32 protein-coding genes and 2 pseudogenes are annotated in these 19422 nt (G+C 41.8%); 28 read left to right on the forward strand and 6 right to left on the reverse strand.

What is annotated here, in order from left to right; translation table 11 throughout:
• Positions 1–14 precede the first annotated feature (14 nt).
• The 6 genes and pseudogenes from yihA to ACH63V_RS05180 form a co-directional block, all read right to left on the reverse strand.
• A complete protein-coding gene (yihA, locus tag ACH63V_RS05155) occupies positions 15–791 on the reverse strand; it encodes a ribosome biogenesis GTP-binding protein YihA/YsxC (RefSeq protein ID WP_005067265.1) in 777 nt (258 codons plus the stop codon).
• A 108-nt stretch (positions 792–899) separates the two neighbouring features.
• The gene (locus tag ACH63V_RS05160) at positions 900–1337 is read right to left on the reverse strand and encodes an Rrf2 family transcriptional regulator (protein WP_145849729.1); all 438 of its coding nucleotides are present in this window, start codon (positions 1335–1337) and stop codon (positions 900–902) included.
• A gap of 85 nt (positions 1338–1422) precedes the next feature.
• A complete protein-coding gene (locus ACH63V_RS05165) occupies positions 1423–2187 on the reverse strand; it encodes a globin domain-containing protein (RefSeq protein ID WP_263614656.1) in 765 nt (254 codons plus the stop codon).
• Between the two features lie 2 nt (positions 2188–2189).
• Positions 2190–2308: pseudogene (locus tag ACH63V_RS05170) on the reverse strand (hypothetical protein).
• Positions 2309–2331: 23 nt separating this feature from the next.
• Complete coding sequence (locus tag ACH63V_RS05175; protein ID WP_311069738.1) at positions 2332–3867, reverse strand: helicase HerA-like domain-containing protein; 1536 nt, start codon at positions 3865–3867, stop codon at positions 2332–2334.
• Between the two features lie 43 nt (positions 3868–3910).
• The gene (locus tag ACH63V_RS05180) at positions 3911–5101 is read right to left on the reverse strand and encodes a PLP-dependent transferase (RefSeq protein ID WP_396462931.1); all 1191 of its coding nucleotides are present in this window, start codon (positions 5099–5101) and stop codon (positions 3911–3913) included.
• A gap of 168 nt (positions 5102–5269) precedes the next feature.
• On the opposite strand from ACH63V_RS05180, the gene ACH63V_RS05185 reads away from it, so the two are divergent.
• The 28 genes and pseudogenes from ACH63V_RS05185 (at position 5270) to ACH63V_RS05320 (ending at position 19413) form a co-directional block, all read left to right on the forward strand.
• On the forward strand, positions 5270–5998 hold the full coding sequence (locus ACH63V_RS05185; protein WP_396462932.1) for a type 1 glutamine amidotransferase: 729 nt from the start codon (positions 5270–5272) through the stop codon (positions 5996–5998).
• Between the two features lie 252 nt (positions 5999–6250).
• Positions 6251–6562, forward strand: a complete 312-nt coding sequence (rpsJ, locus tag ACH63V_RS05190; protein ID WP_000070912.1) for a 30S ribosomal protein S10 — start codon at positions 6251–6253, stop codon at positions 6560–6562.
• A gap of 57 nt (positions 6563–6619) precedes the next feature.
• A complete protein-coding gene (gene rplC / locus ACH63V_RS05195) occupies positions 6620–7258 on the forward strand; it encodes a 50S ribosomal protein L3 (protein ID WP_263614652.1) in 639 nt (212 codons plus the stop codon).
• 11 nt (positions 7259–7269) lie between these two features.
• On the forward strand, positions 7270–7872 hold the full coding sequence (rplD, locus tag ACH63V_RS05200) for a 50S ribosomal protein L4 (protein WP_002049755.1): 603 nt from the start codon (positions 7270–7272) through the stop codon (positions 7870–7872).
• Positions 7869–8189, forward strand: coding sequence for a 50S ribosomal protein L23 (gene rplW / locus ACH63V_RS05205; protein ID WP_002049693.1), 321 nt, complete (start codon positions 7869–7871; stop codon positions 8187–8189). Before rplD ends, rplW begins: the two co-directional genes overlap by 4 nt.
• Before the next feature lie 11 nt (positions 8190–8200).
• Positions 8201–9025, forward strand: coding sequence for a 50S ribosomal protein L2 (gene rplB / locus ACH63V_RS05210; protein WP_002049686.1), 825 nt, complete (start codon positions 8201–8203; stop codon positions 9023–9025).
• 13 nt (positions 9026–9038) lie between these two features.
• A complete protein-coding gene (rpsS, locus tag ACH63V_RS05215; protein WP_001138119.1) occupies positions 9039–9314 on the forward strand; it encodes a 30S ribosomal protein S19 in 276 nt (91 codons plus the stop codon).
• An 11-nt stretch (positions 9315–9325) separates the two neighbouring features.
• Positions 9326–9655: a 50S ribosomal protein L22 gene (gene rplV / locus ACH63V_RS05220; RefSeq protein ID WP_001982638.1), complete on the forward strand. Its 330-nt coding sequence runs from the start codon at positions 9326–9328 to the stop codon at positions 9653–9655.
• A gap of 1 nt (position 9656) precedes the next feature.
• Positions 9657–10473, forward strand: a pseudogene (gene rpsC / locus ACH63V_RS05225) (30S ribosomal protein S3).
• Entirely contained in the window at positions 10413–10826 is a 414-nt protein-coding gene (gene rplP, locus ACH63V_RS05230) for a 50S ribosomal protein L16 (protein ID WP_002049688.1), read from the forward strand. The pseudogene rpsC and the gene rplP overlap by 61 nt, the downstream one beginning before the upstream one ends.
• Positions 10826–11023, forward strand: a complete 198-nt coding sequence (rpmC, locus tag ACH63V_RS05235) for a 50S ribosomal protein L29 (protein WP_000849928.1) — start codon at positions 10826–10828, stop codon at positions 11021–11023. Before rplP ends, rpmC begins: the two co-directional genes overlap by 1 nt.
• The gene (rpsQ, locus tag ACH63V_RS05240; RefSeq protein ID WP_001291845.1) at positions 11020–11277 is read left to right on the forward strand and encodes a 30S ribosomal protein S17; all 258 of its coding nucleotides are present in this window, start codon (positions 11020–11022) and stop codon (positions 11275–11277) included. Before rpmC ends, rpsQ begins: the two co-directional genes overlap by 4 nt.
• Positions 11278–11369: 92 nt before the next feature.
• Positions 11370–11738, forward strand: coding sequence for a 50S ribosomal protein L14 (gene rplN / locus ACH63V_RS05245; protein WP_001982634.1), 369 nt, complete (start codon positions 11370–11372; stop codon positions 11736–11738).
• Positions 11739–11747: 9 nt separating this feature from the next.
• Positions 11748–12065 carry a 50S ribosomal protein L24 gene (gene rplX, locus ACH63V_RS05250; protein ID WP_002049703.1) on the forward strand — a complete coding sequence of 106 codons (318 nt, stop codon included), beginning with the start codon at positions 11748–11750 and terminating at the stop codon, positions 12063–12065.
• A 15-nt stretch (positions 12066–12080) separates the two neighbouring features.
• Positions 12081–12617: a 50S ribosomal protein L5 gene (rplE, locus tag ACH63V_RS05255; RefSeq protein WP_044119300.1), complete on the forward strand. Its 537-nt coding sequence runs from the start codon at positions 12081–12083 to the stop codon at positions 12615–12617.
• Between the two features lie 9 nt (positions 12618–12626).
• On the forward strand, positions 12627–12932 hold the full coding sequence (gene rpsN, locus ACH63V_RS05260; RefSeq protein WP_002049689.1) for a 30S ribosomal protein S14: 306 nt from the start codon (positions 12627–12629) through the stop codon (positions 12930–12932).
• An 11-nt stretch (positions 12933–12943) separates the two neighbouring features.
• Positions 12944–13339: a 30S ribosomal protein S8 gene (gene rpsH, locus ACH63V_RS05265; RefSeq protein ID WP_002049732.1), complete on the forward strand. Its 396-nt coding sequence runs from the start codon at positions 12944–12946 to the stop codon at positions 13337–13339.
• Between the two features lie 13 nt (positions 13340–13352).
• On the forward strand, positions 13353–13886 hold the full coding sequence (gene rplF / locus ACH63V_RS05270) for a 50S ribosomal protein L6 (protein ID WP_004705382.1): 534 nt from the start codon (positions 13353–13355) through the stop codon (positions 13884–13886).
• A 14-nt stretch (positions 13887–13900) separates the two neighbouring features.
• Positions 13901–14251, forward strand: coding sequence for a 50S ribosomal protein L18 (gene rplR / locus ACH63V_RS05275; protein WP_002049741.1), 351 nt, complete (start codon positions 13901–13903; stop codon positions 14249–14251).
• A 2-nt stretch (positions 14252–14253) separates the two neighbouring features.
• Positions 14254–14751, forward strand: coding sequence for a 30S ribosomal protein S5 (gene rpsE, locus ACH63V_RS05280; protein ID WP_001141025.1), 498 nt, complete (start codon positions 14254–14256; stop codon positions 14749–14751).
• Positions 14752–14757: 6 nt separating this feature from the next.
• On the forward strand, positions 14758–14934 hold the full coding sequence (rpmD, locus tag ACH63V_RS05285; protein ID WP_000849088.1) for a 50S ribosomal protein L30: 177 nt from the start codon (positions 14758–14760) through the stop codon (positions 14932–14934).
• A gap of 3 nt (positions 14935–14937) precedes the next feature.
• A complete protein-coding gene (rplO, locus tag ACH63V_RS05290; protein WP_002049750.1) occupies positions 14938–15378 on the forward strand; it encodes a 50S ribosomal protein L15 in 441 nt (146 codons plus the stop codon).
• A gap of 45 nt (positions 15379–15423) precedes the next feature.
• Positions 15424–16743, forward strand: a complete 1320-nt coding sequence (secY, locus tag ACH63V_RS05295; protein ID WP_191001672.1) for a preprotein translocase subunit SecY — start codon at positions 15424–15426, stop codon at positions 16741–16743.
• Positions 16744–16763: 20 nt separating this feature from the next.
• Entirely contained in the window at positions 16764–16880 is a 117-nt protein-coding gene (gene rpmJ, locus ACH63V_RS05300; RefSeq protein WP_000867907.1) for a 50S ribosomal protein L36, read from the forward strand.
• A 106-nt stretch (positions 16881–16986) separates the two neighbouring features.
• Positions 16987–17343: a 30S ribosomal protein S13 gene (gene rpsM, locus ACH63V_RS05305; protein WP_263614651.1), complete on the forward strand. Its 357-nt coding sequence runs from the start codon at positions 16987–16989 to the stop codon at positions 17341–17343.
• A 19-nt stretch (positions 17344–17362) separates the two neighbouring features.
• On the forward strand, positions 17363–17749 hold the full coding sequence (gene rpsK / locus ACH63V_RS05310; protein WP_001040166.1) for a 30S ribosomal protein S11: 387 nt from the start codon (positions 17363–17365) through the stop codon (positions 17747–17749).
• 12 nt (positions 17750–17761) lie between these two features.
• Positions 17762–18388, forward strand: coding sequence for a 30S ribosomal protein S4 (gene rpsD, locus ACH63V_RS05315; RefSeq protein ID WP_002049716.1), 627 nt, complete (start codon positions 17762–17764; stop codon positions 18386–18388).
• Between the two features lie 17 nt (positions 18389–18405).
• Positions 18406–19413 carry a DNA-directed RNA polymerase subunit alpha gene (locus tag ACH63V_RS05320; protein ID WP_004705386.1) on the forward strand — a complete coding sequence of 336 codons (1008 nt, stop codon included), beginning with the start codon at positions 18406–18408 and terminating at the stop codon, positions 19411–19413.
• Positions 19414–19422: the final 9 nt, after the last annotated feature.

Below are 19422 nucleotides of genomic sequence, written 5' to 3' on the forward strand. Positions count from 1 at the left end.
TCTGTTTTGACGATTTACTCTTCAGCATCCTCATCGCTTGCCTCAGGGATCGCGTCAACGTCAAATTCTGGCTCTTGATCAAGTGTGAAATGTAGACGACCAGCCATCACACTTGCGAGTTCTTCTAAACCTAATTTGTTAAGTGATGAGAAAAGCTGAATAGAGAAATCAAGCTTCATTTTTTTCAATTGTTGTTTAACTTCAAGCAAGACTTTGTTTGCTGGACCACGGTTCAGTTTGTCTGCTTTGGTTAAAAGAATATGAACAAATAGATGGCGTGAATAAGCCCACTCTAGCATCATCATGTCAAAGTGCTGTAAAGGGTGGCGAATATCCATAAGTAAAACTAATCCTTGTAAGCTTTTACGATGGATTAGATAATTTTCTAATTCTTTTTGCCAAACACGCTTCATATCTTCTGGTACAGCTGCATAACCATAACCAGGAAGGTCAACTAAGCGTTGATCAGGATTACCTAAGCTGAAGAAGTTAATCATTTGAGTACGGCCAGGTTTTTTTGAGGCACGTGCGAGTTGTTTTTTGTTGGTTAAGGCATTAATAGCACTAGACTTACCAGCATTTGAGCGCCCTGCAAAAGCAATCTCGTAGCCACTATCTTCAACACAAAGTGCCAATTTAGGAGCACTCATTAAAAACTCAGCTTGGCGTAACCAGTTCAGAGATTGCACAGCATAAGCTGTGATTGCTGGATCTGGTTTCTTTTCATAACTGATCTTTTGCTTGGGTGCGAGTCTGGCTTTGGTGTCTTTCGATTTTTCACTACGACGCATAAAAAATAACTTTTTAAATGAGAGGGCTCGCGCCTAGTATAAAGGAGCTTGGTTATTCTTGCTAATTTTCAGTAAGCTTGCTTGCAAAGATAAATAGAATTACGGGCACTAGATTTGTAAAAAGTCTATAGGTGAGGTGTTTGAAGCAGATTTAGGCTGTTGTAAGACTTCTCCCAGCGTATATTGGTCTAAACTTTGATAGAAGCTTTCTAAAGCTTGATCAAGAATTCCTTTTAAACCGCAATGCGAGCGTAGAACGCACGGTGGGGTGTTGCATTCAACAATTTGATGGTCACCTTGTAAAATTCGGACAATTGCACCGAGCTTTAAGTCTAATGCTTTGGGGTTTAAGCGAATTCCACCACCTTTACCGCGAATGGTGATAATCCACTCTTGTTTACCCATAAAATGGACAACCTTCACGAGATGATTTTGCGAAACATATAAATCTTGAGCGATTTCTGCAATTGTGTAGGGCGCGTCACTTGGGCGAGCGACATACATTAATATTCGCAAAGCATAATCGGTAAATTTATTAAGTTGCATGATCACCAAAAACTAAAGGTTAAGAGGTTGATCATCTTAGCCTGAAAGTCTAAAGAATAAAACTTTCAGGCTAGCGCTTTTTCAGTTACAGCGTTAAAGGGGCTGAAACTTGTACTTGATCACCCACTCTATAGTGTTCAAGCAAAATGTTAGAGACCGAAAACTCTGTATGGTTTTCTTCAGGTTGAACATCAAAATGATAAGTATTGTTCTCTTGAGCTTCTGTAAATTTAAAAGCTTTAGGTTGTTCGAGTTGTTGATCGGGAACTTGAACTTTTACTGAAATAAAAGCATTTGCTGGGCTAGTCAGTACATCTTCGTGGTCAGTCGCTTTTAACGTAAAGCGTTTGCCAGACTCAAGAGGATCAATTTGTGTAATTTCAAATGAACGCCAGCCAGCCCATCCACCTTTTAAGCTTTCAAGCTGTTCATATTTTTGTTTTTCAACACCAATTAAGATATCTGCCAACTGTAAGTAAGCTTGTTTCCACGCTTCAATCAGTTCTGATTCAAATGGAACATTTAAAACTTCACTAATTGAATGAAGTAAGTTGTCGCCCACAATTGCATATTGATCTGGCTGAATATCTAAACTCACATGCTTAGTGGTAATACGTTCAACTGCTTTAGCGAGCACTGTAGGATTTTCAATATTTTCAGCATACGCGAGTACTGCTGCTGCAAGAGCGCGAGGTTGGCGCAGGCTGGTCTGATCATCAAGATTAAATACATTTTTTAATTCTGGGTTGTTATTCAACATACGTTTATAAAAGTATGTAGTCAGCGTAACGCCATGTTCACGTAATACAGGTACAGTAGATTTAACGAGTTCAATTTGTTGTGGAGTCATGGCTAGACCTTAATTATCTGGCTATATAAGATGTATTTAAAATACATCTTTAAAAAAATTGTGGCAATAGCTTTTTTACAAAAACCTTAAAAAAATTAAGGGATATTAAATCCCTTAAAATAACATAATGATTTGATTAAGTTTTTATTTTCCAAATAATGAGCCGAGTAGCCCCCGCACCAATTTCTGTCCTGTACTGCCGCCTAAGCTTCGAGCAGCACTTTTTGCAAAAGTTCCGACAATATCTTGAGTTAGTTTTGCTCGTTCTCTTGCAGCACGTTCTTCTTCCTTCTGTTGGTCGCGTGCTAAACGTTCTTGTTCCTTGGCTTGTTGCTTCGCTAAAGCTTCTTGCTCTTTGGCAAGCTCAGCATCCTGTTTTTGCTGCTCACGTTCAGCGACTTTATTTTGGAGCATTTCATAAGCGCTCTCGCGATCTACAGCTTGCTCATAGACGCCAGCAATAATACTTTGAGAAATCAGAGTCTTTCGTTCTTCAGGCGTAATAGGGGTAAAAGAAGAGTAGGGAGGCATGACCCAACCGCGCTCGACAATTTGTGGTGTACCTTGCTCATCTAGACAACTAATGAGTGCTTCACCTACGGCTAGCTGTGTAATCGCCTCATCCACTTTGAAATTAGGATTGGAGCGGAACGTATCCGCAGCGGTTTTTACTGCTTTTTGGTCTTTAGGTGTAAAGGCACGTAGGGCATGTTGTACGCGGTTACCAAGTTGACCCAAAACACTTTCTGGTAAATCGAGTGGATTTTGGGTAATAAAATAAATACCGACACCTTTAGAGCGAATTAAACGTACAACTTGTTCAATTTTTTCTTGTAAAGCTTGACTGGCATTATCAAATAACAAGTGAGCTTCATCGAAGAAAAACACGAGTTTCGGTTTATCCATATCACCAACTTCAGGAAGCTGTTCAAATAACTCAGAAAGCATCCATAACAAGAAAGTAGCATATAGCTTAGGTGTATTCATGAGCTTATCAGCAGCAAGAATGTTGATATAGCCGAGTCCATTAGCGTCAGTTTGTATAAAGTCAAGAATATTTAACGCTGGCTCTCCAAAGAATTGATCTCCACCTTGGTCGGCAAGAGCGAGCAAATTACGCTGAATCGCTCCTAAACTGGCTGGAGATAAATTGCCGTATTCGGCTTTAAATTCTGCCGCATGTTCACTCACAAACGTGATCATGGCTTTTAAATCTTTAAAGTCGACTAACAATAGTCCTTGATCATCTGCGATGCGGAACACAGCAGATAAAACACCTTCTTGAGTGTCATTTAGGTTAAGTATACGTGCTAATAAAATTGGACCAATCTCGGAAATAGTGGTCCGAATAGGGTGGCCTTGTTGCCCAAATAAATCCCAAAAAATAACGGGATTGGCAGCAAAAGGAACACTATCAATTTGTAAAAGCTTTAAGCGTTCATTAAATTTATCTGAAGCCTCTCCAGCTTTTGCTAGGCTAGAAACATCACCTTTTGCATCGGCAAGAAAGACGGGAACACCGATTCGAGAAAAACTTTCTGCGAGCACTTTTAATGTGACTGTTTTACCTGTACCTGTAGCACCTGCAATTAGTCCATGCCGGTTGGCAAATTGAGAAAGCAAAACAATTTCTTTTGATGTGTCATTAATATTTTTAGCAATAACAATCGGTGTACCCATATATTTTTATCCCTTGGAGCGAGCCACTATTGATGTTGTCGTTTTACAAATGTTTCAGTGCACTTTCGATATCTTGAATTAAATCTTGTGGATCTTCCAGACCTATACACAAACGAACCAATAAACCTTGTTGTAAATGTGTATTCTCAAGTTTTCGCATCATTTTTAAATCATAAAGCATGACAAGGCTAACTGGTCCACCCCAGCTAAAGCCAAGTTTAAATAGCTTAAGAGCATCACAAAAACGACGTACTGCTGAAATGTCATAATCAGGTTTAAATATTACACTGACTAATCCTGCACTCTTACCTGTTGTGCAAATCTCTTGCCAGTATTGATGACCTGGGGAAGCTTCATCACTCGGATGTAAAACTTGAGCAAACTGCGGCTGTTCCTTTAACCATTTCAGCAGTGTTTTAGCATTATTTGATTGTTGTTCATATCTTAACGACATGTGAGCAAGGCTACGTTGAACTTGAGCTGTATCATCGCCAGATACTGAAATTCCTAAAATGGCATGCATTCGGAACAAACGATGATGTAACTTCTCATCACGTGTTACAACACTTCCCATTAAAATATCACCACCACCACTTGGATATTTTGTTAGCGCATGAACAGTTAAATCTACTGACAAGTGCTCATCAGAGAAATCAAAAGTATTAAATGCAAGTCCAGCTCCCCAAGTATTATCTAAAGCAGTTGCAACTCCATGTGCCTTTGCTTTTTTAACTAACTCTTTAAGATCAGGGAATTCGAGAGTGACAGAACCTGCTGCTTCTATCCATAAAAGTTTGGTTTTTTCAGTTGGTCTAAAGCTTGAGGCATCAATTGAATTATAAACTTTGACGCTAACACCATATTGATCTTTTAAATAGTTTAGATGCTCCAGATTTGGGCCATATATATTATCTGGTACCCAAACTTCATCCCCTGTTCCTAAAAAAGTAGAGTTAACTAGATTAATTGCAGATAACCCACTTGGTGCAAGTAAACAGTATGAACCACCCTCTATTTGGGCAATATTGTCGCCTAAGGTAAACGTTGTTGGTGTGCCGTGTGTACCATAACTGTAGTCATAAGGATTGGTCCAATGACGGTCAAAAAGGTGCGCAGTTGATTTAAAAATAATAGTCGATGCACGAAATAAGGGAGGTTGCACGGTCTCGATGAATTGAGGCGCTTTTCGTGGTGCATGAATGAGTCGGGTTTGGAAATTGTTATGCTTTTTCATGGGGCACTATGCTTTAAATAATAAGATTAGATTAAGAGAAAACTCACTTATTCGCTAGATTTTTGATTAATTCTAAGATGTTTCGTTACTGCTGTAACATTCACTAAAAACTTGGCTTTATTTTTGCAAAGATCAAACCAACATTCTAACAACAATAGGTTTAAGCGCATGAAGTCGCATTTACGTGTTCACTATTTTCAACATATTGCTGGCGAAGGGTTTGGAAGCTGTTATTCATTTTTAAAAGCTCATCAGGCCACTATTAGCTCTACGGAGTTCTTTGCACTACCAGTTGATCGGTCACTTGAAATAGAAGCTTTACCACGAATTGAAGAAGTAGATTTACTATTAATCATGGGTGGAACCATGAGTGTAAATGACGAGGCAAACTATCCATGGCTTAAAATAGAAAAAAGATGGTTGCGTCGATATTTGGCGGCAGGAAAACCTGCTATAGGTCTTTGTCTAGGTGGGCAGTTAATTGCAAATGCATTAGGTGCAGCTGTTAGTCGCAATCGTTATCAAGAACTTGGATGGTCGACAGTTCAAAGAGTTGCTAACTTACCCCAAGAAAGCTTTCCGCTACCTGAAGAAATTAATGTGATGCAGTGGCATAGTGAAACATTTGAAATACCTAAAGGTGCTATACGTTTAGCTGAGAACGTTGCTTGTCGTAATCAGATATATCAGATTGGGAAAAATGTATTAGGTTTTCAATTTCATCCGGAAATGACACCGGCAGCTTTAGAACTCTTACTTGAAAATGAAGAGGAGCTATCTATTTTTGACGGTGAATATGTTCAATCGGCAAGAGAACTGCAATATTCGGAAGCACAAAAATTTGAACAGGGTAATCAACTCTTAAATAAAGCGATCGAGTTTGTAATAAGTGCATAGAATGAATTACTCATACTTGGCTAAAGCAGGATTTGAACAAAAAATAGAAAAAGAGAATTGCATAAGACTTAAACAATCGTTATAATGAGCGACCCTCAAGAAGAGGGCATTTACTGCGAAGAAAGTAGTAAATGTGCATTACAGTCGTGGCATCGATCACGACCTTGGTGATTATCACTGCCTTTGACACTTACCAATAGGTGAGATGCGTCAAAGGTGATTCTTTATATATTTGGCTTGGAGTTTACTGGTATGTCTAACCAGAGAATTCGTATCCGTCTTAAGTCTTTTGATCATCGTCTGATTGATCAATCAGCTCAAGAGATCGTAGAAACCGCTAAGCGTACCGGCGCACAAGTTTGTGGTCCAATTCCGATGCCTACTCGCATCGAACGCTTCAACGTTCTTACTTCACCGCACGTTAACAAAGATGCGCGTGACCAGTACGAAATCCGCACCTACAAACGTTTGATCGACATCGTTCAACCTACAGATAAAACTGTTGATGCATTGATGAAGTTGGATCTTGCAGCTGGTGTTGATGTTCAGATCGCTTTGGGTTAAGGCTTTCGGTTAATTAACGATTAGTTAATTAGGCCGCTTTTTTAGAGGTTTATGCACATGGCTATTGGTTTAGTCGGTCGCAAATGTGGTATGACTCGCATCTTTACAGATGCTGGTGTTTCTGTACCTGTTACAGTCATCGAAGTCGATCCAAACCGCATTACGCAAATCAAAACACTTGAAACTGATGGTTATCAAGCTGTTCAAGTAACTACTGGTGAACGTCGCGAATCTCGCGTAACTAACGCTCAGAAAGGTCACTTCGCGAAAGCTGGTGTTGCTGCTGGTCGTTTAGTTAAAGAGTTCCGTGTTACTGAAGCTGAGCTTGACGGTCGTGAAGTTGGCGGTACTATTGGCGTTGATTTGTTCACAGTTGGTCAAATTGTTGACGTAACTGGTCAATCAAAAGGTAAAGGTTTCCAAGGTGGTGTTAAACGTTGGAACTTCCGTACCCAAGACGCTACTCACGGTAACTCAGTTTCTCACCGTGTATTAGGTTCTACAGGTCAAAACCAAACTCCTGGACGCGTGTTCAAAGGCAAAAAAATGGCTGGTCACTTAGGTGATGAACGCGTAACAGTACAAGGTCTTGAAATCGTATCTATTGACGCTGAACGTTCTGTTTTAGTTGTTAAAGGTGCAATTCCTGGTGCAACTGGCGGTGACGTAATTGTACGTCCTACCATCAAGGCCTGAGGGGAAATACCGTGAATTTGAAAACTGTTTCCGGCTCTGCTGTTGAATTGTCTGAAGTTGCTTTCGGACGTGAATTTAACGAGGCTCTTGTACACCAAGTTGTTACTGCTTACTTAGCAGGTGGTCGTCAAGGTACTCGTGCTCAAAAATCGCGTGCAGACGTTTCTGGCGGTGGTAAAAAACCATTCCGTCAAAAAGGTACTGGTCGTGCTCGTGCGGGTTCTATTCGTAGCCCTATCTGGGTTGGTGGTGGTAAAACTTTTGCTGCTCGTCCACAAGATTGGTCTCAAAAAGTAAACCGTAAGATGTACCGCGGTGCAATGCAATGTATCTTAGCTGAACTTGTTCGCCAAGATCGCCTTGTATTAGTTGAAGAGTTTGCTGTTGCAGCTCCAAAAACTAAAGAATTGCTTGCAAAACTTAACGACTTAAATGCTGCTCGTGCATTAATCGTTACTGACGCTGTAGATGAGAACTTATATCTTGCAGCACGCAACCTTCCGCATGTAGATGTGGTAGATGCAACTGCAATCGATCCTGTAAGCTTGATCGCGTTTGATAAAGTTGTGATGTCTGTAGCTGCTGCTAAGAAAATTGAGGTAGAACTCGGATGAACAACGAACGTATCTATCAAGTCCTTAAAGGACCAGTCTTCTCAGAAAAGGCACAAGTTTTAGGTGATACTGTTGGTGTTCAAGTATTTAAAGTAGACATCAATGCTACTAAGCTTGAAATCAAAAAAGCAGTTGAAAAACTTTTTGGTGTAGAAGTTGTTAAAGTTAACACAACTATTACTAAAGGTAAGACTAAGCGCTTTGGTCGTACATTAGGACGTCGTTCTGATGTTAAAAAAGCATACGTCACCCTGAAAGCCGGCCAAGATGTTGAAATGGCTGACTTGGGCGATACCGCTGAAAGCGCAGCGGAATAAGGACGAAAATTATGCCGATTCAAAAATGTAAGCCAACGTCTCCAGGACGTCGCTTTGTAGAGAAAGTGGTTCATGACCATCTTCACAAAGGCGCTCCTTACGCACCGTTGGTTGAAGCTAAAAAACGTACTGGTGGTCGTAATAACAACGGTCACATTACTACTCGTCACGTTGGTGGTGGTCATAAACAACACTACCGTATCGTTGACTTCAAACGTAACAAAGACAGCATTCCAGCTGTTGTAGAGCGTATTGAATACGATCCAAACCGTACAGCACATATTGCTTTATTGAAATATGCTGACGGTGAGCGTCGTTATATCATTGCACCTAAAGGTTTACGTGCTGGCGATAAAGTACAATCTGGTAACGATGCTCCAATTCGTCCAGGTAACTGCTTGCCACTTCGTAACATGCCGATCGGTTCTACACTTCATAACGTTGAACTTAAAATTGGTAAGGGTGCGCAATTAGCGCGTTCTGCTGGTGCTTCTGTTCAGTTGTTGGGTCGTGATGGTTCTTACGCGATTATTCGTCTTCGTTCAGGCGAAATGCGTAAAGTACACGTTGAATGCCGCGCTGTAATTGGTGAAGTTTCTAACCAAGAAAACAACCTTCGTTCATTGGGTAAAGCTGGTGCTTCACGCTGGCGTGGTGTTCGTCCTACCGTACGTGGTATGGCGATGAACCCGATTGACCACCCACACGGTGGTGGTGAAGGGCGTAACAAAGGTATTCAACCTGTAAGCCCATGGGGTCAAAAAGCTAAAGGGTACAAGACACGTACCAATAAGCGTACGACTAAGATGATTATTCGCGACCGTCGCGTCAAGTAAAGGAATCTGACTAATGCCTCGTTCTCTGAAAAAAGGCCCATTCGTCGATGCGCACTTGTTCGCTAAGGTTGAAGCGGCTGTTGCTAGTAACTCTCGCAAGCCGATCAAAACTTGGTCTCGTCGTTCGATGATCCTTCCAGATTTTGTTGGTTTAACAATCTCTGTTCATAATGGTCGTAATCACGTTCCAGTAATTGTTACTGAGCATATGGTTGGTCATAAACTCGGTGAATTCGCGCCAACTCGTACCTATCGTGGTCACGGTGTTGACAAGAAATCTAAACGTTAATAGGTGTCATGATGGAAGTAACTGCTAAATTACGCGGTGCCGCTATCTCGGCACAAAAAGCACGTTTGGTTGCAGATCTTATTCGCGGCAAATCTGTTGCGCATGCTTTAAATATCTTAAACTTCAGCAATAAAAAAGCTGCTGTTTTAGTAAAAAAAGCATTGGAATCTGCGATTGCAAACGCTGAACACAATAACAGTTTAGATGTTGACGATCTTAAAGTTTCTACGATTTACGTTGATGAAGGCATGAGCCTTAAACGTATTATGCCACGTGCTAAAGGCCGTGCAGATCGTATTACTAAGCGTACTTGTCACATCACCGTTAAGGTAGGGGTTTGATATGGGTCAGAAGGTTCATCCAATCGGTATCCGCCTAGGTGTTGTGAAACGTCATAACGCTAACTGGTATGCGAATCCGAAACAATACGCTGAATACTTGCTTAAAGATCTTCAAGTTCGTGAGTTTTTAACTAAAAAACTTAAGAATGCGATGGTAAGCAATATTCTTATCGAACGTCCATCAGGCGCTGCTAAAGTAACTATTAGCACAGCTCGTCCTGGTATCGTAATCGGTAAAAAAGGCGAAGATATTGAGAAATTACAGCGCGAACTTACCAGCATTATGGGTGTTCCAGCGCAAGTAAGTATCAACGAAATTGATCGCCCAGACTTAGATGCGCGTTTAGTTGCTGAAGCAATTGCTTCTCAATTAGAAAAGCGTGTTATGTTCCGTCGTGCTATGAAGCGTGCGGTTCAAAACACTATGCGTGCTGGTGCTAAAGGTATCAAAGTTGAAGTGTCTGGCCGTTTAGGTGGTGCAGAGATTGCTCGTACAGAATGGTATCGTGAAGGTCGTGTACCTTTGCATACGTTACGTGCAGACATTGACTATGCAACTATGCGTGCAGAAACAACTTACGGTACGATTGGTGTTAAAGTTTGGATTTTCCGTGGCGAGATCTTAGGTGGCATGAAACAAGTCATGAACCCTGCTCCTGCTGAAGATCGTCCAGCTAAACGTGGTCGTGGTCGTGGTGAAGGTCAAGAGCGTCGTGGTCGTCGCGGTGACCGTGCTGCTGACAAGGGAGAATAATCCATGTTGCAACCTAAACGTACCAAATTCCGTAAAGTGCACAAAGGCCGTAACACTGGTCTAGCGCATCGTGGTAGTACAGTATCATTTGGTTCGATTGCAATTAAAGCAACTGAACGTGGTCGTATGACTGCGCGTCAGATTGAAGCTGCACGTCGTACTATTAGCCGCCGTATTAAGCGTGGTGGTAAAATCTTTATTCGCGTATTCCCGGATAAACCAATTACTCAAAAGCCTCTTGAAGTGCGTATGGGTAAAGGTAAGGGTAGCGTGGAATACTGGGTTTGCCAGATCCAACCAGGTAAAATCCTGTACGAAATTGAAGGTGTGAACGAAGAATTAGCGCGTGAAGCATTTGCTTTAGCTGCTGCTAAACTTCCGTTTAAAACCACTATCGTGACTCGGACGGTAATGTAATGAAAACTAAAGATCTACGTGAAAAATCGGTAGAAGAGTTGAAAGCTTTGCTTGATGAGCAACAGCTTAACCAATTCCGTCTTCGTATGGCGAAAGCAACTGGTCAGTTGGGTAAATCGCACGAAGTGCAAGTTGCTCGTAAGACAATTGCTCGTATTAAGACACTCCTTACCGAAAAACAGGGGAACGGACAATGAGTGAAAAAACAGTCCGCACGTTAACCGGCAAAGTCGTAAGTGACAAAATGGATAAATCTATTGTTGTTCTTATTGAACGCCGCGTTCAACACCCGTTGTATGGCAAGTCAATTCGCCGTTCAACTAAGTTACACGCTCATGATGAGAACAACGTTGCTAAAATTGGCGATGTTGTAACCATTAAAGAAAGCCGCCCAATTTCTAAAACTAAAGCTTGGACTTTAGTGGAAGTAGTTGAAGCAGCTGCTGAGTAATTCGACGTTCTTGTTGCATCATCGGTCAATTTCGAGTACTCTTTGAGCCTTTCGAAATTGTGACCGGTGATGCTCGGTTTTGGAGTAGGGCAATGATTCAAACCGAAACTATGCTCGACGTAGCAGACAACAGTGGTGCTCGCCGCGTACAATGTATTAAAGTACTTGGTGGTTCACATCGTCGTTATGCTTCTGTTGGCGACATTATTAAAGTTACTGTAAAAGAAGCAATCCCACGCGCACGTGTTAAAAAAGGTGACGTGATGAATGCGGTTGTAGTTCGTACTAAATTCGGCATTCGTCGTCCAGATGGTTCTGTGATCCGTTTTGATGATAATGCTGCAGTTATCTTGAACAACAACAAAGCTCCGATTGCTACTCGTATCTTCGGACCAGTGACTCGTGAACTTCGTACTGAACAGTTCATGAAAATCATTTCATTGGCTCCTGAAGTTCTATAAGAGGCAATCATGGCTAAGATTAAAAAAGGCGATCAAGTTATCGTGATCGCAGGTAAAGAAAAAGGCAAACAGGGTACTGTATTGTCTGTTTCTGAAGACCGCGTTAAGGTTGAAGGCCTTAACTTAGTGAAGAAGCATCAAAAGCCTAACCGTGTAACTGGCGCTGAAGGCGGTGTAGTTACTCAAGAAGCTTCGCTTCATATTTCAAACGTGGCAATTTTAAATGCTACAACCCAGAAGGCTGACCGTGTTGGTTACCAAGTGATTGATGGCGTGAAAACTCGCGTTTATAAATCAAATGGTGAATCAGTGGCGGTAGCGAAGTAATAGGTTGAAAAGGCAATGGCCAGACTTAAAGCACGTTACAACGATGAACTTAAAGCAAAGTTACAAGAAGAACTTAGCATTAAGAACGTGATGGAAATTCCACGCATCACAAAAATTACCCTAAACATGGGTGTAGGCGCAGCTGCAACTGATAAGAAATTATTAGATGGCGCTGTAGTCGACATGCAATTAATTGCTGGTCAAAAACCAGTAATTACACTTGCTCGTAAATCTATCGCAGGTTTCAAAATCCGTGATGGTTGGCCGATTGGTTGTAAAGTTACTTTACGTGGCGACCAAATGTACGAATTCTTGGACCGTTTGATCTCAATCGCAATCCCTCGTATCCGTGACTTCCGTGGTTTCTCTTCGAAATCATTTGATGGTCGTGGTAACTACTCAATGGGTTTGAAAGAGCAAATCGTTTTCCCTGAAATCGATTTCGATAAGATTGATCGTATTCGTGGTATGGATATTACTATTACTACGACTGCTCGCACCGATGACGAAGGCCGTGCGCTTATGCGTGCATTCGGCTTCCCGTTCAAATAAGAGGTCGATATGGCTAAGAAAGGTATGATTAATCGCGAATTGAAACGCGAAAAAACAGTTGCTAAATACGCTGCAAAACGTGCTGAATTAAAAGCTACGATTGCAAACGTAAATGCAAGTGAAGAAGAGCGTTTCGAAGCGATGTTAAAGTTACAAGCATTGCCACGTAATGCATCTCCGGTACGTCTTCGTAACCGTTGTGGTTTAACTGGTCGTCCTCATGGTTACTTCCGTAAGTTCGGTTTAAGCCGTAACAAATTACGTGACACAGTAATGCAGGGTGATGTACCAGGCGTTGTTAAGGCAAGCTGGTAAGGAGCGACTAAATGAGTATGCAAGATACCGTTGCCGACATGCTAACACGTGTTCGTAACGCACAAATGGCTAAGAAACAAACTGTTTCTATGCCTTCTTCTAAGTTGAAAGTTGCAATTGCAAACGTACTTCAACAAGAAGGTTATATTTCAAATGTAGAAGTTGCTCAAGAAGAGACAAAATCTACTTTGACAATTACTTTAAAATATTTCGAAGGCAAACCAGTTATCGAAATGGTTAAGCGCGTAAGCCGTCCAGGTCTTCGCCAATACCGTGGTAAAGATAAACTTCCAAGCGTTAAGCAAGGTTTAGGTATTGCAATTGTTTCTACAAGCAAAGGCATCATGACTGATCGCGCTGCACGTGCTGCGGGCGTTGGTGGTGAAGTTATTGCTTTTGTTTCTTAATAGGTGATTCCTCATGTCTCGTGTGGCTAAAGCCCCAGTAACTGTACCTAATGGTGTAGCAGTTACTCAGAACGGCCGGCAGGTCGAAGTGAAAGGCACTAAAGGTACATTGTCTTTCAACCTGCATGCGCTGGTCGAGCTAAAACAGGAAGAAGGTAAACTTCAACTTGCTCCAGTTAAAGAATCGAAAGATGCTTGGATGCAAGCTGGTACTGCTCGCGCTGTATTGAACAACCTTGTAAAAGGTGTTAGCGAAGGCTTCGAACGTAAGTTGCAGCTAGTTGGTGTTGGTTATAAAGCTGCGGTTAAAGGTACTGTTGTAAACCTTAACCTTGGTTACTCACACCCAATTGACTACGCTTTACCGGAAGGTGTAACAGCGGAAACTCCAACTGCTACTGAAATCATTTTGAAATCAGCAAACAAGCAGTTGTTAGGTCAAGTAGCGGCAGAAATCCGTGCATACCGTGCTCCTGAACCATATAAAGGTAAAGGTGTTCGTTATTCGGATGAAGTCATTCTTCGTAAAGAAGCTAAGAAGAAATAAGGCGCGAGGTTCTTATGAACGAAAAGAAACAATCCCGTTTGCGTCGTGCGAAAAGCACACGCTTGCACATTCGTGCATTGGGTGCGACTCGTTTGTGTGTAAACCGCACTCCGCGTCACATCTATGCTCAAGTTATTTCAGCAGATGGTGGCAAAGTTTTAGCGCAAGCTTCAACTTTGGATGCATCTTTACGTAGCGGTACTACAGGTAATGTAGACGCGGCTACTAAAGTAGGTGCTTTAATCGCAGAACGTGCGAAAGCAGCTGGTGTAACTAAAGTTGCATTTGACCGTTCTGGTTTTAAATATCATGGTCGTATCAAAGCCTTGGCTGATGCTGCTCGTGAAAACGGCTTGGAGTTCTAATCATGGCTAAAGTTGAACAAAACGAAGGTCTTGTTGAAAAGCTGGTTGCCGTTGATCGTGTAGCCAAAGTTGTTAAGGGCGGTCGTATCTTCTCTTTCACAGCATTAACTGTTGTGGGTGATGGTAATGGTCGTGTTGGTTTTGGTCGTGGTAAAGCACGTGAAGTTCCTGCTGCTATTTCTAAAGCACTTGAAGCTGCTCGTCGCAACATGATCACTGTAGACCTTGCTGGTACTACTTTACAACACCCTGTGAATGCTCGTCATGGTGCAAGCCGTGTATACATGCAACCTGCTTCAGAAGGTACTGGCGTAATCGCTGGTGGTGCAATGCGTGCCGTTCTTGAAGCTGCAGGTGTACATAACGTACTTGCTAAATGTTATGGTTCTACAAATGCTGCTAACGTAGTAAACGCAACTTTTAAAGGTTTGCGTGATATGACTTCTCCTGAGAAAGTCGCTGCGAAACGTGGTAAATCAGTAGAAGAAATTCAAGGGTAATCAATCATGAAAACGATTAAAGTTACCCAGACTAAATCTTCTTCACATCGCTTGAAAAATCACAAGCTTTGCTTACAAGGTTTAGGTCTGCGTCGTATTGGTCATACTGTAGAAGTGCAAGATACGCCTTCTAACCGCGGTATGATCAACAAAGTCTACTATATGGTTAGTGTAGAGGAATAAGCCATGACTCTGCGTTTAAATGAGCTTGCACCTGCAGAAGGTGCAAAACGTGAACACCGTCGTTTAGGCCGTGGTATCGGTTCTGGCGTTGGTAAGACTGGTGGCCGTGGTGTCAAAGGTCAAAAATCACGTAAAAGTGGTGGCGTTCGTCCAGGTTTCGAAGGTGGTCAAACAGCGATTTATCGTCGTTTACCTAAATTCGGTTTCACTAGCCAAATCGCTTTAAAAACTGCTGAAGTACGTTTGTCTGAGTTAACTAAAGTGGAAGGCGACATCGTTAGCCTTGAAACTTTAAAAGCTGCGAATGTTGTTCGTCGCGATCAAATTCGTGCTCGTATCGTGCTTTCTGGTGAAATCACTCGTGCATTCACTGTTCAAGGTGTTGCATTGACTAAAGGCGCTAAAGCTGCAATTGAAGCAGCTGGCGGTAAAGTCGAGGAGTAATCTCGAGTGTCTATGTCTCCTAGTTCTTCAGGTCATGTCAACATGATGAAAGGTCAGCCATTTCATGTGAAATACCGTGAAATTATTCGCCGGATGAGTTTTCTAATCGGTGCATTGCTGGTCTTTCGACTAGGAGCGCATATTCCAGTACCAGGCATTAATAATGCTGCGTTAGAAAATTTATTTCATGCAAACCAAGGAACTATTCTTGGGCTATTCAATATGTTTTCTGGCGGTGCTTTAGAGCGAATGTCTATTCTTGCTTTAGGGATCATGCCTTATATTTCTGCATCAATTATTGTGCAGTTAATGTCAACGGTGATTCCTTCTCTTGAAGCCTTGAAAAAGGAAGGAGAGCAAGGTAAGCGAAAAATTAATCAATATACGCGTCAAGGTACATTACTACTTGCAGTGGTTCAGGCAGTAGGTATGTGTGCGGGCCTTATTGGTCAGGGTATTACTCTGTCTACGGGTCTTGCATTTTATATTCCTGCTGTTACATCACTTATCGCTGGAACTATGTTCTTAATGTGGTTAGGTGAACAAATCACTGAAAGAGGTATCGGTAATGGTATCTCAATGATTATTTTTGCAGGTATTGTAGCTGGTTTGCCTAAGTTAATTATGCAATCAGTGTCATCTGTAGATAATGGTCAAACAAGTTTAATTGGTCTTGTTATCTTTGGTCTTTTGTCTCTTGGTGTATTGGCTGCGATTGTGTTTATTGAAAAAGCACAGCGTCGTATTCCAGTAAACTATGCGCAGAAGCAGCAAGGGCGTCGTATATTTACAGCTCAGCAAACACATCTACCATTAAAAATTAATATGGCTGGTGTGATTCCTGCGATTTTTGCAAGCTCTTTACTATTGTTCCCAGCAAGTCTTGGTCAATGGGTAGGTAGTGCAGATCCGAGTGCTGGTTTAATTAAACGTAGCTTACAAGATTTAGCTTTGGTATTGTCGCCTGGACAGCCTTTGTATTTGGTGCTCTTTGGTGCGTTAATTATCTTTTTCTGTTACTTTTATACGGCTTTAGTATTTAGCCCTAAGGAAGTATCAGAAAATCTAAAACGCAGCGGAGCTTATGTGCCTGGTATTCGCCCAGGTGAGCAAACTGCTCGTTACTTAGATCATATTCTTAATCGTTTGACGTTTATTGGTGCGATTTATATTACAGTCATTTGTTTGATGCCAATGATTCTACAAAGTTCTTTTGGTATTCCATTCTACTTGGGTGGTACCTCATTACTGATCGTAGTCGTTGTTGTTATGGACTTTATGGCTCAGCTACAAGCGCATTTAACATCTCATCAATATGACAATCAAACATTAATGAGAAAAACGACTGCTCATCCTAAGGGATAAGCGCACTTAGAGGTTTCATCATGAAAGTACAAGCTTCTGTAAAGAAAATTTGTGGTAGCTGTAAAGTTATCCGTCGTAATGGGGTTATTCGCGTGATTTGTAGCGCAGAACCTCGTCATAAGCAGCGTCAAGGTTAATCTAATCAAGACCTGTTGATTTCAGTAGGCGAATTGGGTTAATATCCGCCCCTCAAGATTTTTGTGGGGCGGTTGATTATCTCTACTGCCTTTTTGGAGAAAGTGAATGGCTCGTATTGCCGGTGTAAACATTCCGGATAACAAGCATGCTGTTATCTCCCTCACTTATATCTTTGGTATCGGTCGCCACACTGCTAAGAATATCTTAGCTTCAGTTGGTATTACTGAGACTACTAAGATCCGTGAGTTGGACGATGCACAGCTTGATGCGATTCGTGCAGAAGTTGCTAAGGTTCCTACCGAAGGTGACTTACGTCGCGAAATTTCCATGAACATTAAACGTTTAATGGATTTAGGTTGCTATCGTGGCCTTCGTCATCGTCGCAGCTTGCCTGTCCGTGGTCAACGCACCAAAACTAACGCACGTACCCGTAAAGGTCCGCGCAAACCGATTAAAAAGTAAGATTTCTGGAAGCTAAAAGATGGCTAAAGATACTCGCACACGCAAGAAGGTCACTCGTACCGTCTCTGAAGGTGTTGCACACATTCACGCGTCTTTTAATAACACCATTGTTACGATTACCGATCGTCAAGGTAATGCATTGGCTTGGGCCACCTCAGGTGGACAAGGCTTCCGTGGTTCACGTAAATCAACTCCGTTTGCTGCTCAGGTAGCTGCTGAAGTTGCTGGTAAAGCAGCTTTAGATTACGGTTTGAAAAACCTAGACGTCCTTGTAAAAGGTCCTGGTCCAGGTCGTGAGTCTGCGGTTCGTGCATTAGGCGCAGTGGGTTATAAGATTAACAGCATTACCGATGTGACTCCAATTCCTCACAACGGTTGCCGTCCACCTAAAAAACGTCGCGTGTAAGGAGAAACATTCATGGCTCGTTATATTGGTCCAAAATGCAAACTCTCTCGCCGCGAAGGGACAGACCTGCAACTTAAATCTGGCGTTAAACCATTTGACGTCAAAACTAAAAAAGCTAACAAAGCACCTGGTCAACATGGTCAGGCTCGCGGTGGTAAGCAATCTGAGTATTCACTACAATTACGTGAAAAACAAAAAGTCCGTCGTATTTACGGTGTGTTAGAGCGTCAATTTAGTAACTACTATAAAGAAGCAGCTCGTGTTAAAGGCGCAACTGGTGAGAACTTGTTGAAATTGCTTGAAAGCCGTCTTGATAACGTTGTTTATCGCATGGGTTTTGGTTCTACACGTGCAGAAGCTCGTCAGTTAGTAAGTCACCGTAGCATTACTTTGAATGGTCGTCGTGTAAACATCGCATCTATTCAAGTTAAAGCGGGTGATGTAATTGCGGTTCACGAAGGTGCTAAACAACAATTGCGTATCAAAAACGCGATTGAATTAGCTGCTCAACGTGGTATTCCAGCTTGGATTGATGTTGATCATTCTAAACTTGAAGGTACGTTTAAAGCTGCACCAGATCGTTCTGATTTACCTGCTGAAATCAACGAAAGCTTGATTGTAGAATTGTATTCTAAATAATCCTTGAGGTAGCAATAATGACGCGTACTGCAAACGAGTTTCTAACTCCGCAAGCGATCAAGGTCGAAGCGGTTAGCGGGACCTCGGCAAAAGTGATTCTAGAACCTTTAGAGCGTGGTTTTGGCCACACTCTTGGTAATGCTTTACGTCGCATTCTATTGTCTTCTTTACCTGGCGCTGCTGTGGTTGAAGTAGAGATAGAAGGTGTCGAGCACGAGTACAGTACTTTAGAAGGCTTGCAGCAGGACATCGTCGAGCTCTTGCTGAACCTAAAAGGATTGTCTATTAAGCTGTTCGATCAAAATGAAGCTTATTTAACATTAGAAAAACAAGGTCCTGGCGATATTACTGCTGCTGACCTTCGTTTACCTCATAATGTTGAAGTGGTTAACCCAGATCATTTAATCGGTACTTTGAGTGCTTCAGGTTCATTAAAAATGCGCTTGAAAGTTTCTCAAGGTCGTGGTTATGAAACTTCTGATTCTCGTTTCCCTGAAGGTGAAACACGTCCTGTAGGTCGTTTACAATTAGATGCTTCTTATAGCCCAATTAAACGTGTTTCTTACACCGTTGAAAATGCGCGTGTTGAACAACGTACCGATTTAGATAAACTGGTAATCGATCTTGAAACAAATGGAACGGTTGATCCTGAAGAAGCAATCCGCAAAGCGGCAACAATCTTGCAACAACAAATTGCAATTTTTGTTGATCTTCAGAAAGACCAAACTCCAGTTGCTCAAGAACCTCGTGAAGAAGTTGACCCAATCTTGCTTCGCCCAGTAGATGATCTAGAGCTTACTGTTCGTTCTGCTAACTGTTTGAAAGCAGAAAATATTTACTACATTGGTGATCTCGTTCAACGTACTGAAGTTGAGTTGTTAAAAACTCCTAACCTTGGTAAAAAATCGTTAACAGAGATCAAAGATGTTTTGGCATCGAAAGGCTTACAACTCGGTATGCGTCTTGAAAACTGGCCACCAGCTAGTCTTCGTATGGACGACCGTTTTGCCTATCGTAGCCGTTAATTAAGTAGG

This window comes from Acinetobacter sp. ABJ-A23_2 (assembly GCF_044538765.1).
Classification (GTDB): domain Bacteria; phylum Pseudomonadota; class Gammaproteobacteria; order Pseudomonadales; family Moraxellaceae; genus Acinetobacter; species Acinetobacter nosocomialis_A.